The 13,993-nt window shown below is 71.7% G+C and carries 14 protein-coding genes and 1 tRNA gene; 10 read left to right on the top strand and 5 right to left on the bottom strand.

The features are described 5' to 3' along the window. Window positions 1-50 precede the first annotated feature (50 nt). Window positions 51-1,859 carry a phosphoenolpyruvate carboxykinase (GTP) gene (locus tag ACFO9I_RS14665; protein ID WP_379182085.1) on the bottom strand — a complete coding sequence of 603 codons (1,809 nt, stop codon included), beginning with the start codon at window positions 1,857-1,859 and terminating at the stop codon, window positions 51-53. A 265-nt stretch (window positions 1,860-2,124) separates the two neighbouring features. Then, complete coding sequence (locus tag ACFO9I_RS14660) at window positions 2,125-2,682, bottom strand: hypothetical protein (protein ID WP_379182083.1); 558 nt, start codon at window positions 2,680-2,682, stop codon at window positions 2,125-2,127. 110 nt (window positions 2,683-2,792) lie between these two features. Between ACFO9I_RS14660 and ACFO9I_RS14655 the strand changes: the two genes are divergently transcribed. The 4 genes from ACFO9I_RS14655 (at window position 2,793) to ACFO9I_RS14640 (ending at window position 4,512) form a co-directional block, all read left to right on the top strand. Further along, window positions 2,793-2,865 (top strand) — tRNA-Arg (locus tag ACFO9I_RS14655). Window positions 2,866-3,207: 342 nt separating this feature from the next. Continuing rightward, window positions 3,208-3,606 (top strand): hypothetical protein, encoded by a 399-nt coding sequence (locus ACFO9I_RS14650; RefSeq protein WP_379182082.1) that lies wholly within the window; start codon window positions 3,208-3,210, stop codon window positions 3,604-3,606. 61 nt (window positions 3,607-3,667) lie between these two features. Further along, entirely contained in the window at window positions 3,668-3,970 is a 303-nt protein-coding gene (locus ACFO9I_RS14645) for a chorismate mutase (RefSeq protein ID WP_379182080.1), read from the top strand. Between the two features lie 155 nt (window positions 3,971-4,125). Continuing rightward, window positions 4,126-4,512: a hypothetical protein gene (locus tag ACFO9I_RS14640; RefSeq protein WP_379182079.1), complete on the top strand. Its 387-nt coding sequence runs from the start codon at window positions 4,126-4,128 to the stop codon at window positions 4,510-4,512. A gap of 7 nt (window positions 4,513-4,519) precedes the next feature. Here the strand turns inward: ACFO9I_RS14640 and ACFO9I_RS14635 are convergent, their stop codons facing one another. Then, window positions 4,520-4,987 (bottom strand): Lrp/AsnC family transcriptional regulator, encoded by a 468-nt coding sequence (locus ACFO9I_RS14635; protein WP_379182077.1) that lies wholly within the window; start codon window positions 4,985-4,987, stop codon window positions 4,520-4,522. A 131-nt stretch (window positions 4,988-5,118) separates the two neighbouring features. On the opposite strand from ACFO9I_RS14635, the gene pdhA reads away from it, so the two are divergent. The 4 genes from pdhA to paaK all read left to right on the top strand — a co-directional run bounded on the left by pdhA (window position 5,119) and on the right by paaK (window position 10,094). Beyond that, entirely contained in the window at window positions 5,119-6,249 is a 1,131-nt protein-coding gene (gene pdhA, locus ACFO9I_RS14630; RefSeq protein ID WP_379182075.1) for a pyruvate dehydrogenase (acetyl-transferring) E1 component subunit alpha, read from the top strand. Beyond that, window positions 6,246-7,232 (top strand): alpha-ketoacid dehydrogenase subunit beta, encoded by a 987-nt coding sequence (locus ACFO9I_RS14625; RefSeq protein ID WP_379182073.1) that lies wholly within the window; start codon window positions 6,246-6,248, stop codon window positions 7,230-7,232. The genes pdhA and ACFO9I_RS14625 overlap by 4 nt, the downstream gene beginning before the upstream one ends. Further along, window positions 7,232-8,578, top strand: coding sequence for a dihydrolipoamide acetyltransferase family protein (locus ACFO9I_RS14620; RefSeq protein WP_379182071.1), 1,347 nt, complete (start codon window positions 7,232-7,234; stop codon window positions 8,576-8,578). The genes ACFO9I_RS14625 and ACFO9I_RS14620 overlap by 1 nt, the downstream gene beginning before the upstream one ends. Before the next feature lie 208 nt (window positions 8,579-8,786). After that, window positions 8,787-10,094 (top strand): phenylacetate--CoA ligase PaaK, encoded by a 1,308-nt coding sequence (paaK, locus tag ACFO9I_RS14615; RefSeq protein ID WP_379182069.1) that lies wholly within the window; start codon window positions 8,787-8,789, stop codon window positions 10,092-10,094. Between the two features lie 73 nt (window positions 10,095-10,167). On the opposite strand, the gene ACFO9I_RS14610 is transcribed toward paaK, so the two are convergent. Next, window positions 10,168-10,488 carry an EthD family reductase gene (locus ACFO9I_RS14610; RefSeq protein WP_379182067.1) on the bottom strand — a complete coding sequence of 107 codons (321 nt, stop codon included), beginning with the start codon at window positions 10,486-10,488 and terminating at the stop codon, window positions 10,168-10,170. 4 nt (window positions 10,489-10,492) lie between these two features. After that, a complete protein-coding gene (gene paaZ / locus ACFO9I_RS14605) occupies window positions 10,493-12,535 on the bottom strand; it encodes a phenylacetic acid degradation bifunctional protein PaaZ (protein ID WP_379182065.1) in 2,043 nt (680 codons plus the stop codon). Window positions 12,536-12,631: 96 nt separating this feature from the next. On the opposite strand from paaZ, the gene paaA reads away from it, so the two are divergent. After that, entirely contained in the window at window positions 12,632-13,600 is a 969-nt protein-coding gene (gene paaA / locus ACFO9I_RS14600) for a 1,2-phenylacetyl-CoA epoxidase subunit PaaA (protein WP_379182063.1), read from the top strand. Window positions 13,601-13,653: 53 nt separating this feature from the next. Beyond that, window positions 13,654-13,968 (top strand): 1,2-phenylacetyl-CoA epoxidase subunit PaaB, encoded by a 315-nt coding sequence (gene paaB / locus ACFO9I_RS14595; RefSeq protein WP_379182787.1) that lies wholly within the window; start codon window positions 13,654-13,656, stop codon window positions 13,966-13,968. The last annotated feature ends 25 nt before the right edge of the window (window positions 13,969-13,993 follow it).

Raw genomic sequence — 13,993 nt, 5'->3', positions numbered from 1 at the left:
GGGCCCCATCCGGAAACGGATGGGGCCCTCGTGGCGTGGGGGGAGGTGGGTCAGCTCCCCAGGCGCTGCTTGAGACCGTCGAGCTCGGTCCAGAGGACGGCCGGGAGGTCGTCGCCGAACTTCTCGAACCACTTCTGGATCTGCGGGATCTCGGCCTTCCACTCGTCGACGTCGACGTCGAGGGCGGCCGCGAGGGCCTCCTCGGTCATGTCGAGCCCGTCCACGTCGAGGGAGCCCGGCGCCGGCACGTGGCCGATCGGGGTCTCGACCGCGGCGGCCTGGCCGTCGATGCGCTCCACGACCCACTTCAGCACGCGACTGTTCTCGCCGAAGCCCGGCCACAGGAAGCCGCCCTCGTCGTCGCGGCGGAACCAGTTGACGTAGAAGATCTTCGGCAGCTTGGCGGCGTCGTTGTCCTTGCCCACCGTGATCCAGTGGTTGAAGTAGTCGCCGGCGTTGTAGCCGATGAACGGCAGCATCGCCATCGGGTCGCGGCGCACCACGCCGACCGCCCCGACCGCGGCGGCGGTGGTCTCCGAGGAGAGCGTCGCGCCGAGGAAGGTGCCGTGCGTCCAGTCGCGGGCCTCGAAGACCAGCGGGACGGTGGTCTTGCGGCGGCCGCCGAACAGGATCGCGTCGATCGGGACACCGCGCGGGTCGTCGTACTCCGGCGCGAGGATGTCGCACTGCTTGATCGGCGTGCAGTAGCGGCTGTTGGGGTGACTGGAGAGCTCCTCGGACTCGGGGGTCCAGGGCTCGCCCTTCCAGCTGGTCGCCTTGGCGGGCGGGTTCTCGAGGCCCTCCCACCAGATGTCGCCGTCCTCGGTGAGCGCCACGTTGGTGAAGACCGAGTTGCCCTTGTTGATGGTCTTCATCGCGTTGGGGTTCGTGTGCTCGTTGGTGCCCGGCGCGACGCCGAAGAAGCCGTACTCCGGGTTGACCGCCCACAGGCGGCCGTCCTCGCCGACCCGCATCCAGGCGATGTCGTCGCCGAGGGTCTCGACCTTCCAGCCCGGGATGGTCGGGGCCAGCATGGCCAGATTGGTCTTGCCGCACGCGGACGGGAACGCCGCGGCGATGTACTTGACCGTGCCCTCGGGCGAGGTGAGCTTGAGGATCAGCATGTGCTCGGCGAGCCAGCCCTCGTCGCGGGCCATGACCGAGGCGATGCGCAGGGCGTAGCACTTCTTGCCGAGCAACGCGTTGCCGCCGTACCCGGAGCCGAAGGACCAGATCGCGCGCTCCTCGGGGAACTGCACGATGTACTTGGTGTCGTTGCAGGGCCAGGCGACGTCGGCCTGACCCGGCTCGAGCGGCATGCCCACGGAGTGCAGGGCCGGGACGAACTCGGCGTCCAGCTCCTCCATGCGGGCCAGGACGTGGCTGCCCATGCGGGCCATCACGCGCATCGAGGCGGTGACGTAGGCGGAGTCGGTGATCTCGACGCCGAACATCGGCTTCTCCGCGTCGAGGTGGCCCATCACGAACGGGATGACGTACATCGTCCGGCCCCGCATGCAGCCCTCGTAGAGGTCGCGCATGATGGCCTTCATCTCGTTCGGGTCCATCCAGTTGTTGGTGGGCCCGCAGTCCTTCTCGTCGACCGAGCAGATGTAGGTCCGGTCCTCGACGCGCGCGACGTCGATGGGGTCGGAGGCGGCGTAGAAGGAGTTCGGCTTGATCGCGGGGTTGAGCCGCGTGAAGGTGCCGGTCGAGACCAGAGCGTCGGTGAGCTCGGTCCACTCCTCGTCGGATCCCGTGCACCAGTGGATGGAGTCGGGTCGGGTCATCGCCGCGACTTCGTTGACGAAGTCGAGGATGCCCTGATGGGTGGTGGGTGCCTGCGTCTCGGCGGTCATCTGGGGTTCCCTCTCGCGCATTCGCGGTGGTCGCCTCCGCTGCGGGAAGGCGCCGCCGGCCGTCGAGCGTATCGACGGTGTGTCGTGGAGTAGTGGTGGATCGCTCGGCGTCGTTGTCGGCGACATGGTGCCCCGAGACGCAGTGCCCCGCGCCCGGGATGGGCCGAGGGTACCGCCGCCCCCGGACCCCTCCTATTGGATCGTTCAACGCTCGGTGCAAACGGTCACACGGCCCATCGACGCTGGTGAGGAGCACCCGGCCAGGTCACCCGAACGACCGGACCACCTGCCAGGCGGTCGGCTTGTCGAGGTCGCGCAGGACGACGGTGCGGCCCGCGACGTCGGCGGCGGGCACGGCGGTCAGCACGCGGTCGTGCGCCATCACCACCACGACGCCCCCGCTCGCACCCGCCTCCCGGGCCGCGGCCCGCAGGGCGGGCGCCGAGCCGGGGGAGAAGCGGAGCAGGGTCGTCCACGAGGTGTGCCCGCGCACCAGCCGGGTCCGCGCCTCCACCAGGGTGGCTCGGGCGGGCTGCTCGATCGGCGCCCAGGACTGGGTGCCGTCGACGGAGCAGACTCGTCGCTCGTCCTCGGGGCTGCACTCGTCGTCGGTCATCACCGTCAGCGCGGCCCGGACGGTCACGGCGACCCGCGTCGTGACGTGTGGCTGCTCGGGGTACGCCGCGATGCTGCTCTCCGAGGGGGTGGGTGCCGGGGCGGAGTCCTCGCCCGAACCGGAACAGCCGGCCAGCCCCGTGGCCGGCCCCACCACCAGGCAGGCGATCGCGACGAGGGCACGCGTCGTACGCACGGGTCCGCCCATGTGCCGAATGATGCGTGGCGCACCCCACGCTGTCGAGGGACCCCTGGATTTAGGCATCACCGGGCAGGTCCGCTATTCTCGACCAGTCGTTCGGCGAGACCGGGCGACGGGCGCCTGTAGCTCAACGGATAGAGCATCTGACTACGGATCAGAAGGTTTGGGGTTCGAATCCCTACAGGCGCGCAGCACCAGGAGCCGCCGGTCAGCACCGCTGACCGGCGGCTCCTTGCATGTGCGGAGGTGGGAGCTGGGGCACGGGCGGTCCCTCGCCGGTAGCTGGTTGCTGTGGGTCGGTGACGGCTACCTGGTGGCCTTCGTCCTCATGGAGGCTCCCTGGCAGCTGCTGGTGGTGTCGAAGTGCCCACCAAGGGGGGCCTTCCAGCTCTGCTTCGTGGTTCGTGTGCCCCGGTCGAGGCCGTCGTCCCCGACGGCCATCGACGCACCTCCCTGTCGCGGACGGGGTGACAGCCCGGTGGCTGTCGGTCCGCCGACTCTGCTCAGCGCACCGGGCGGCATGCTGGACCCATGCGATTCACCGAGCACGAGATGACGGCCGCCCTGACCGGTGCCGCGAAGGCGGTCCTGACCTCGCAGATCAAGGACGTGCGCCGCGGCAAGCAGGACATCGACGCCGTCTGGGACGAGATGGACCGCTACCAGCGCTACGTGCTGCTCGACTCGCTCGGCAGCCAGGTGCTCCCCGTCCTCGTGGCGCTGCCCGACATCGAGGTCGAGACCGGGACCCGGCCCACCTTCACCGACGAGCAGGTGACCGCGGCGGTCGAGGAGCAGGTGGGCGACGACGTCGGCCGGCTCAAGCGGGCCGTGGTCGTCAAGGCGCGGGTCGCGCTGGTGCAGGCCGCGCTCGCGAGCGTGCCCCCGCGCAGCGACCCGGACGCGCTGATCGTGCCCGACCACCTCTGATCGCGGATCCAGGCTGAGACGCGGGCCGTCGACCCACCCGCGCCGTGCTTGGATCGACCTCGTGACGGACGAGGACGCGACCGCCGAGCTGCAGCGCCTGCGCGCCAGCATCGACAACCTCGACGCGGCGCTGGTGCACCTGCTCGCCGAGCGGTTCAAGTGCACCCAGGAGGTGGGGCGGCTCAAGGCCCGCGCCGCGATGCCGCCCGCCGACCCGGCCCGCGAGGCCTTCCAGATCGAGCGGCTGCGCACGCTCGCCCACGACTCGGGGCTCGACCCGCACTTCGCGGAGAAGTTCCTGACCCTGGTCATCAGCGAGGTCATCCGCAACCACGAGCGGATCAAGCAGTCCGAGGGCGCCTGACCCGGTCGTGCGGGCCAGGGTGCGCTCCGGCGCACGAGGGGCCGCACGAGTCGATGAGAGGGCTCTCACCGCCGGCTCATGAGAGCCACACGCCGGCTCGCCACCCTCGGGTCATCGCCCGGCCACCCGGCCGGACCCGACCAGAGGAGCCAGCCATGGACAAGACCACCGGACTCGCCGCCGTCGTGCTGATCGCCAGCGCACTGCCGGTCATCGGCGCCGGCACCGCGCACGCCTCGGACGACGTCGTACGACGCGGCTCGTGCACGGGCAGCACGGACTGGAAGATGAAGGCCAAGCCCGACGACGGCCGGATCGAGGTCGAGTCGGAGGTCGACAGCAACCGCAACGGCCAGACCTGGCGCTGGGTGCTGCGCCACGACGGCGACGTCGTCGCCCGCGGCACGTCCACGACCAGGGCGCCGAGCGGCTCCTTCGAGGTGAGCCGGCGGACGACGGACCACGCCGGGACCGACTCCTTCCGGTTCCGGGCGGTCAATCCCGCCAGCGGCGAGGTCTGCGTCGGCAGGGTCAGCCTCTGAGCGGTGGTCAGCCCTCGGGGAGGAGCCCGGTGCGGCCCAGCGGCTCGGGCTCCTCGAAGACCAGCAGGGTGCGCGTGTTGACGACCCCGGGCATGCCCTGGATCTCGTCGAGCACGAGGCGGCGCAGGTCGGCGTTGTCGCGGGCCCGGACCAGCAGGATGACGTCGAACTCACCGCCCACCAGCCCGATGTGCGCGATCCCGGGCAGTGCCCGCAGCGACTCGCGGACCGCCCGCCAGTCGGCCTGCTGGACGTTGAGGGTGACGTACGCCGACGTGCCGAGGCCGCTGGCGACCGGGTCGATCTCCGCGCGGAAGCCGCGGATCACCCCGGACTCGCGCAGCCGCTCGACCCGCGCGTAGGCGTTCGCCCGCGAGATGTGCAGTCGCTCGGCGAGGGTGCGCATCGACATCCGGCCGTCGGCGTGCAGCTCGGCCAGGATGCGCCGGTCGGTGGCGTCGAGGGCGGTGGCCACGTGTCTCGGTCTCCCTGCCTCGGGGCGTCTGGGTCTGGACGTTCGGCTCCCGATCGGGCCGATCCGGACGCCATCTTCTCGGATTGTCCGCCCGAGTGGAACGCGAATGGCAACTCCACGACCATCGTGCCATGACACGTGACCCGGATCTCCTCCTCCCGGCACCCGAACCCGTGATGCTCGTCGACCCGCAGGGCCGGCAGGTCGCGCGGCCGGACACGGCGTACGAGATGCCCGCCGGCGAGGCGCTGGTCCGGGCCTACGCCGCCCTGGTGGCGGGCAGGCGCCTCAACGACCAGGCGTACGCGCTGGTGCGCCAGGGCCGGCTCGCGGTCTACCCGTCGTCCCACGGCCAGGAGGCCTGCCAGGTCGTGGCCGCGCAGGTCCTGGCCAAGGATGACTGGCTGTTCCCGACCTACCGTGACACGGTCGCGTCGGTGGCACGCGGGGTCGACCCGGTCGAGGTGCTGGTGCTGCTCAAGGGCGACTGGCACTCCGGCTACGACCCCCACGAGCACAAGGTCGCCCCGCAGGCGACGCCGCTGGCCACCCAGCTGCTGCACGCCGTGGGCGTCGCGCACGCTGCCCGGCTCAAGGGCGAGGACACCGTCGTGATGGCGATGTGCGGCGACGGCGCCACCAGCGAGGGCGACTTCCACGAGGCGCTGAACTTCGCCGCGGTCTTCAAGGCGCCCGTCGTGTTCTTCGTGCAGAACAACGAGTACGCCATCTCGGTGCCGCTCGCGCGGCAGTCGGTCGCGCCCTCGCTGGCGCACAAGGGCGTGGGGTACGGCGTGCCGGGCGAGCGCGTGGACGGCAACGACGCCGCGGCGCTCCTGGCGGTGCTGGGCACGGCCGTCGCCCGGGCGCGCGCCGGTGAGGGGCCGCAGCTGGTCGAGGCGCACACCTACCGGATGCAGGCGCACACCAACGCCGACGACGCCACCCGCTACCGGCAGGACACCGAGGTCGCCGCCTGGGTCGAGCGCGACCCGATCACCCGGCTCGAGGCGCACCTGCGCGAGCGGGGCCTGCTCGACGACGCGGCCGTCGCGGCGTACGCCGAGGACGCCGAGCGTCTCGCCGCGCACACCCGCGACGGGCTCAACCGCGACGTGGTGCCGGACCCTGACGACCTGTTCCGGCACGTGTACGCCGTGCCGACGCCGCAGCTGGCCGAGCAGGCCGCCCAGCTGCGCGACGAGCTGAGCCGCGACGAGCTGAGCCGCGAGGGCTCGGCCCACGAGGGAGGCGCCCGATGACGCACGAGAAGCTGACCATGGCGCAGGCGCTCAACCGGGCGTTGCGCGACGCCATGGCCGAGGACCCGACGGTGCTGATGTTCGGCGAGGACGTCGGCGCGCTGGGCGGGGTCTTCCGGATCACCGACGGCCTGACCGCGGAGTTCGGCGACGACCGCTGCTTCGACACCCCGCTGGCCGAGTCCGGCATCGTCGGGCTCGCCGTCGGCCTGGCGATGAACGGCATGCGCCCGGTCGTGGAGATGCAGTTCGACGCGTTCGCCTACCCGGCGTTCGAGCAGATCGTCAGCCACGTCGCGAAGATGCGGAACCGCACCCGCGGCAAGGTCACGGTGCCGATGGTGATCCGGGTGCCGTACGCCGGTGGCATCGGCGGGGTCGAGCACCACTGCGACTCCTCGGAGTCCTACTACGCCCACACGCCGGGCCTGCACGTCGTGGCGCCGGCGAACGCCGCCGACGCCTACGGCCTGCTGCGCGAGGCGATCGCCTCGCCGGACCCGGTCGTGTTCCTCGAGCCCAAGAAGCTCTACTGGAGCAAGGAGGAGGTCGACCTGTCGGCCCCCGTGCCGGGCATCGGGACCGCCCGGGTCGTGCGCGAGGGCACCGACGCCACCCTGATCGCCTACGGCCCGTCGGTGCCGGTCGCCCTCGAGGCCGCCGAGGTGGCCGCGACCGAGGGCCGGTCGCTGCAGGTCGTGGACCTGCGCTCGATCGTGCCCTTCGACGACGAGACCGTGTGCGCCGCCGTCCGCTCGACCGGCCGCGCCGTGGTCGTCGCCGAGGCGACCGGCTTCGCGTCGGTCTCCTCCGAGATCGTCGCCCGGGTCACCGAGCGCTGCTTCCACTCGCTGGCCGCGCCGATCCGCCGGGTTACCGGCTTCGACATCCCGTTCCCGCCCCCGAAGCTCGAGCACTTCCAGCTGCCCGGCGTGGACCGGGTCCTCGACGCCGTCGACGACCTGCAGTGGGAGTGGTCCTGATGGCCGGACAGACCTTCCTCCTGCCGGACCTCGGCGAGGGGCTGACCGAGGCCGAGATCGTGCGCTGGCTGGTCGCCGAGGGCGACGTCGTCGCCGTCGACCAGGCCGTGGTCGAGGTCGAGACCGCGAAGTCGATCGTGGAGGTGCCCTCGCCGTACGCCGGCCGGGTCGCCACCCTGCACGCCGGCGAGGGGCAGACCCTCGACGTCGGCAAGCCGCTGATCACCGTGACGGCTGCCTCGGAGCCTTCCCCGACGGACGACGCCCCGACCCCGGTCGAGGCCGGATCGGTCGAGGGAGAGGCCTACCGGGAGGAGGAGAAGGCCGGCTCGGGCAACGTGCTGATCGGCTACGGCACCGCGGCCGGTTCCGGCTCCGGGCGGCGCCGGCGTCCCCGCCTGGCGGCCCCGGCGCTGCCCGCCGTCGCCTCGACGTCGATCTCGACGGCCGCGACCACCGCCCGGGTTCCGCGGGTGATCTCGCCGCTGGTGCGCCGGCTCGCGCACGAGAACGGCGTCGACCTGCGCTCGCTCGAGGGCACCGGCCTCGGCGGCCTGATCGTCCGGGCCGACGTCGAGGCCGCCATCTCGCGCCCGGAGCCGGTGTCCGCGCCGGCCGACCGGGCCGCGCCGACCGCCCCTGCGGCCGCTGTCGCCGGCGAGCACCGCATTCCCCTCAACGGCTTCCGGCGCACCGTGTCCGAGGCGCTCTCCCGCAGCCGCGCCGAGATCCCGGAGGCCACGGTGTGGGTCGACGTGGACGCGACCGCGCTGTGGGAGCTGCGTGAGAGCGCGCGCACCGCGACCTCGGCCGGCCCCGGCCTGATGGCCTACATCGCCCGCTTCGTGGTGGCCGCGCTGCGCGAGCGCCCGGTGCTCAACGCCCGCCTCGACGTCGAGCGCCAGGAGATCGTCCAGCTCGACGCGATCAACCTCGGGCTCGCCGTGCAGACCGAGCGGGGGCTCGTCGTACCCGCCGTCCTCGGGGCCGAGCGGATGACCACCGCACGCCTCGACGAGGCGATCCGGGACCTCACCGGACGGGCCCGCGAGGGGCGCGCGACCACCGAGGAGCTGACCGCCGGCACGTTCACGCTCAACAACTACGGCAGCTTCAACGTCGACGGCAGCGCCGCGATCATCAACCACCCGCAGGTGGCGATCCTCGGCTTCGGCCGGATCATCGACCGCCCGTGGGTCGTGGACGGCGAGCTGTGCGTCCGCAAGATCACCCAGATGTCCTTCGTCTTCGACCACCGGGTCTGCGACGGCGGGACCGCCGCGGGGTTCATGCGCAGCGTGGCCGACGCGATCGAGAACCCCGCTTCGGCGATCGCCCGGCTCTGACGCGGGCACACGAAGCGTCGTACGTCCCGGTCGCGCGGGCGACCGGTTCGTACGACGTCCCGTGGGACGTCGTACGACCTGGCTGTCCCGGCGACCGGCTCGTATGACGTCCCGGGGGAGTCCGGCGGTCGGACCCGGTCTGGTGCCGCCCGTCACACGTCTGCTTTACTGACCGAAAGGTCAGTAATGTTGCGGAGTGAGGGTTGCCATGGCCGGGTCGACGTCGGGGATGGGTGAGCTGGAGCCGATCGAGAGTGCCTCGGTCGACGAGCTGCGGGCGCTGCAGCTCGAGCGCCTGCGCTGGACGGTCCGGCACGCCTACGACAACGTCCCGCACTACCGCGCCGCGTTCGACGAGGCGGGCGTGCACCCCGACGACGTGCGCGAGCTGGCCGACCTCGCGAGGCTGCCGTTCACGTCGAAGGCCGACCTGCGCGCCAACTACCCGTTCGGGATGTTCGCGGTCCCGCGCGAGCAGGTCTCGCGCGTGCACGCCTCGTCCGGTACGACCGGCCAGCCGACCGTCGTCGGCTACACCGCCGAGGACCTCGACACCTGGGCGACCGTGATGGCGCGCTCGATCCGTGCGGCCGGTGGCCGGCCGGGCGACATCCTGCACAACGCCTACGGCTACGGCCTCTTCACCGGCGGCCTCGGCGCGCACGCGGGCGCGGAGAAGCTGGGCTGCACGGTGGTGCCGGTCTCGGGCGGGATGACCGAGCGGCAGGTCCGGCTGATCGTCGACTTCGAGCCGCGGATCATCATGGTGACGCCGTCGTACATGCTCGCGATCGTCGACGAGATGCGCCGCCAGGGCGTCGACCCGCGCTCCACCTCACTGCAGATCGGGATCTTCGGCGCGGAGCCGTGGACCAACGAGATGCGCCGCGAGATGGAGGACGTGCTCGGCATCGACGCGGTCGACGTCTACGGGCTCTCCGAGGTGATGGGGCCGGGCGTCGCGCAGGAGTGCGTGGAGACCAAGGACGGCCTGCACATCTGGGAGGACCACTTCTACCCGGAGATCATCGACCCGGTGACCGGCGAGGTGCTGCCCGACGGCGAGGAGGGCGAGCTGGTCTTCACCTCGCTGACCAAGCAGGCGATGCCGGTGATCCGCTACCGCACCCGCGACCTGACCCGGCTGCTGCCCGGCACCGCGCGCACGATGCGTCGGATGGAGAAGATCACCGGCCGCACCGACGACATGATCATCCTGCGCGGCGTGAACCTCTTCCCGACCCAGATCGAGGAGCTGCTGCTCCAGATCACCGACCTCTCGCCGCACTTCCAGTGCGTGCTCTCGCGCTCCGGCACCCTCGACGAGATGACCGTGCGGGTGGAGTCGCGCGAGGGAGTCGCCCCGGACGTGGCCCGCGCTGCCGGTCAGCAGCTGCGGCACATGGTGAAGAGCACCATCGGCGTCTCGGTCGCGGTGGACGTGGTCGCGCCCGCGGGGATCGAGCGGTCGGTCGGCAAGATGCGGCGGATCTTGGACGAGCGCCCGAAGCGGTAGGGACAGCCCCCGGGACGTCGGACGGTCCGGCTGCCTCGGCGACCGGTTCGTCCGACGTCCGCGGGGGCGACGGTCAGGCCACGGACTCCTCGACGGCGCCGGTGAACATCGTCACCGCCGGGACGCCGAAGGTCTCGCGCATCTGCTCGGCGTCGGCGCCGGTGGCGGCCATCTCGGGCGACCTCAGGGCCGCCTTGAGGGCGTCGGCGTCGGCGAACCACAGCTCGGCCACGAGGTACGGCGCGTCGCCGCGGCCGAGCGCCCGGGGGTGGCTCAGCGCGAACCGGCGCAGCCCGGGCAGCGTCGAGGCGAGCGGCACGTGCACGTCGCGGTAGTGCGCGTCGAAGCCGGCGGCGTCCGCGGGCGCGGCGTACTGGATCGTGATGCGGTGCACGGGGTCAGCCCTCCCGCGGCCAGGTCTTGGCCACCAGCGTGAGCACGTCGTAGGTCGCGGCGACCTCGCCCTCGGCGTTGGTGACGACCGCGTCCCAGCGGACCTCGCCGTACTCCGCGTTGGTGCGCGGCGTGATCTGCTTGACCGTCAGCGTGACCGCGATCGTGTCGTCGGCCTTCACGGGCGTCAGGAAGCGCAGGTTGTCGACGCCGAAGTTGGCCAGCACCGGGCCCGGGTCGGGGTCGACGAACAGGCCGGCCGCCAGTGAGACGACCAGGTAGCCGTGGGCGACGATGCCGCCGAAGAGCGGGTTCCTCTCCGCCGCCTCGCGGTCGGTGTGGGCGTAGAACGTGTCGCCGGTGAACTCCGCGAAGTGCTCGATGTCGGCCAGCGTCACGGTGCGCGGCGCGGAGGCGATCGTGTCGCCGATCCGCAGCTCGGCCAGGCTCTTGCGGAAGGGGTGCACGTCCTCGACGCGGCGCTCCGAACCGGTGGTCCAGCGACCGGTGATCGCGGTGAGCATGTCGGGCGAGCCCTGGAGCGCAGTGCGCTGCATGTGGTGGAGCACCCCGCGGATGCCGCCGAGCTCCTCGCCGCCGCCGGCCCGGCCGGGGCCGCCGTGCACGAGCACGGGCAGCGGGGAGCCGTGGCCGGTGGACTCCTTGGCGTCGTCGCGGTCGAGGACCAGGATCCGGCCGTGCCACGGCGCGAGCCCGAGGACGACCGAGCGGGCCACGTCGCGGTCGTGGGTGACCACCGAGCCGACGAGGCTGCCCTTGCCGCGGGCCGCGAGCTCGATCGCCTCGTCCAGCGAGGAGTAGGACAGGACCGTGCTCACCGGTCCGAACGGCTCGACGTCGTGCGGCTCGACGGCGCCCTTCTGGGCACGTAGCAGGACCGGGGACAGGAAGGCACCGCGCTCGGCGTCGGCGTCGACCACGTCCACGCGGTCGGGGTCGCCGTACACGATCTCGGCGGAGCTGCGCAGCGCCTGGATCGCCTTGCGCACCTCCTCGCGCTGCTCGAGGCTGGCCAGCGCGCCCATCCGGACGGTCTCGTCGGCCGGGTTGCCGACGGTGGTCGTCGCGAGCCGCGCGGAGATCGCCTCGACCACGTCCCCGGCGATCGCGTCGGGCACGATCACCCGGCGGATCGCGGTGCACTTCTGGCCGGCCTTGACGGTCATCTCGGTGACGACGCCCTTGACGAAGAGGTCGAACTCCGGGTCGTCGGTGGTCACGTCGGGGCCGAGGACCGAGCAGTTCAGCGAGTCGGCCTCGACGCCGAGCTGCACGCCGCCGTGCAGGACGTTGGTGTGGGTACGCAGCATCCCGGCGGTGTGCGCGGAGCCGGTGAACGCCACCGAGTCCTGCACCTGCAGCTCGTCGAGGAGGGTGCCGGCGCTGCCGGCGAGCAGCTGCAGCGAGCCCTCGGGCAGGATGCCGGACTCGATGATCCGGCGGACGACCCGCTCGGTGAGGTACGCCGTCTGGCTGGCGGGCTTGACGATGCTCGGCAGCCCGGCGAGGAACGCCGGGGCGAGCTTCTCGAGCATGCCCCAGACGGGGAAGTTGAAGGCGTTGATCTGCACCGCGACGCCGGGGCGCGAGGTGTAGACGTGCTGGCCGACGAACGTGCCGCCGCGGCCGAGCAGCTCGAGCCCGCCGTCGAGGACGACGGTGTCGTTGGGCAGCTCCCGCCGGCCCTTGCTCGAGACCGAGAACATGGTGCCGATGCCGCCGTCGATGTCGACGAAGGAGTCCCGCTTGGTCGCGCCGGTGCGGTAGGACAGCGCGTAGAGCTCGTCCTTGTCCTCGTTCAGGTGGGCGGCGACCTCCTTGAGCAGCGCCGCGCGCTGGTGGAAGGTCAGCTCGCGGATCGCGGGCCCGCCGACGCGACGGGCGTACGCCGTCATCTCCCCGAGGTCGAGCCCCTTGCTGGAGATCCGGGCGACCTCCTCGCCGGTAGCGGCGTCGAGCAGCGGCGCCCCCTCGTCGTCGGCGCGGAACCACCGTCCGGCGGCGTAGCTCTCCAGCAGTGCACTCATCGGCGGTCTCTCCCTTGCGCGGCGGTGGTCGGCCGTGCCACAGTATTACAGACCGTTCGGTCAGTAAATACTCGACGCGAGTCCACCGGAGACGCCATGACGACGACGTACGACGAGCCGGAGCTGCAGGCCGGCTTCGACGCGACCATCGCGCGCAACGACCGGATCGAGCCGCGCGACTGGATGCCGGAGGGCTACCGCAAGACGCTGGTGCGCCAGATCGCCCAGCACGCCCACTCCGAGATCATCGGCATGCAGCCCGAGGGCAACTGGATCACCCGCGCGCCGTCGTTGCGCCGCAAGGCGATCCTGCTCGCCAAGGTCCAGGACGAGGCGGGCCACGGGCTCTACCTCTACTCCGCCTGCGAGACCCTCGGCACCTCCCGCGCCGAGCTCACCGAGATGCTCATCGAGGGCCGCCAGAAGTACTCCTCGATCTTCAACTACCCGACGCTGTCGTACGCCGACGTCGGCACCATCGGCTGGCTGGTCGACGGCGCCGCGATCTGCAACCAGGTGCCGCTGTGCCGCACCTCCTTCGGCCCCTACGGGCGCGCGATGATCCGCATCTGCAAGGAGGAGTCCTTCCACCAGCGGCAGGGCTACGAGCTCCTGATGACGATGATGCGCGGCACCGACGAGCAGCGCGAAATGGTCCAGGAGTCGGTCAACCGCTTCTGGTGGCCGGCGCTGATGATGTTCGGACCGCCGGACGCCGAGTCGCCCAACACCGCCCAGTCGATGGCGTGGGGCATCAAGCGCAACACCAACGACGACCTGCGCCAGCGCTTCGTGGACATGACCGTGCCGCAGGCCGAGGCGCTCGGCGTCACGCTGCCGGACCCCGAGCTGGTGTGGAACGAGGAGCGCCAGGCGCACGACTTCGGCCAGCCCGACTGGGACGAGTTCATGCAGGTCGTGAAGGGCAACGGGCCCTGCAACGCCCAGCGCATCGCCCACCGCCGCAAGGCCCACGAGGACGGCGCCTGGGTCCGGGAGGCCGCCACCGCGTTCGCCGCCAGGACGGCCGCGGCCCGCGACGAGCAGCAGGAGACGAACCGATGACCGAGAAGGACTTCACCGCCGAGGGCGGCCACGGCGCCGTGCCCCTGTCCGGCGTGCCGACCTCCACGGAGGACCACGGCCGGTCGAGCGCCGAGTGGCCGCTCTACGAGGTGTTCGTGCGCGGCAAGCGCGGCCTCAACCACGTGCACGTCGGGTCGCTGCACGCCGCCGACGACGAGATGGCCGTCCGGCACGCCCGCGACGTCTACACCCGCCGCAACGAGGGCGTGAGCATCTGGGTGGTCCGCTCGGACGCGATCACCGCGTCCAGCCCGGACGAGAAGGACCCGATGTTCGCGCCGAGCGGCGACAAGGTCTACCGGCACCCGACGTTCTACTCGATCCCCGACAACGTCCCCCACATGTGAGTCTCGACAGGCTCGACCACCAAGG

This window comes from Nocardioides sp. GCM10023255, from assembly GCF_042653125.1.
Classification (GTDB): Bacteria; Actinomycetota; Actinomycetes; order Propionibacteriales; family Nocardioidaceae; genus Nocardioides.
The sequence above is the reverse complement of the archived record's forward strand: the minus strand, read 5'-3'. Positions and strand labels throughout refer to the sequence as shown.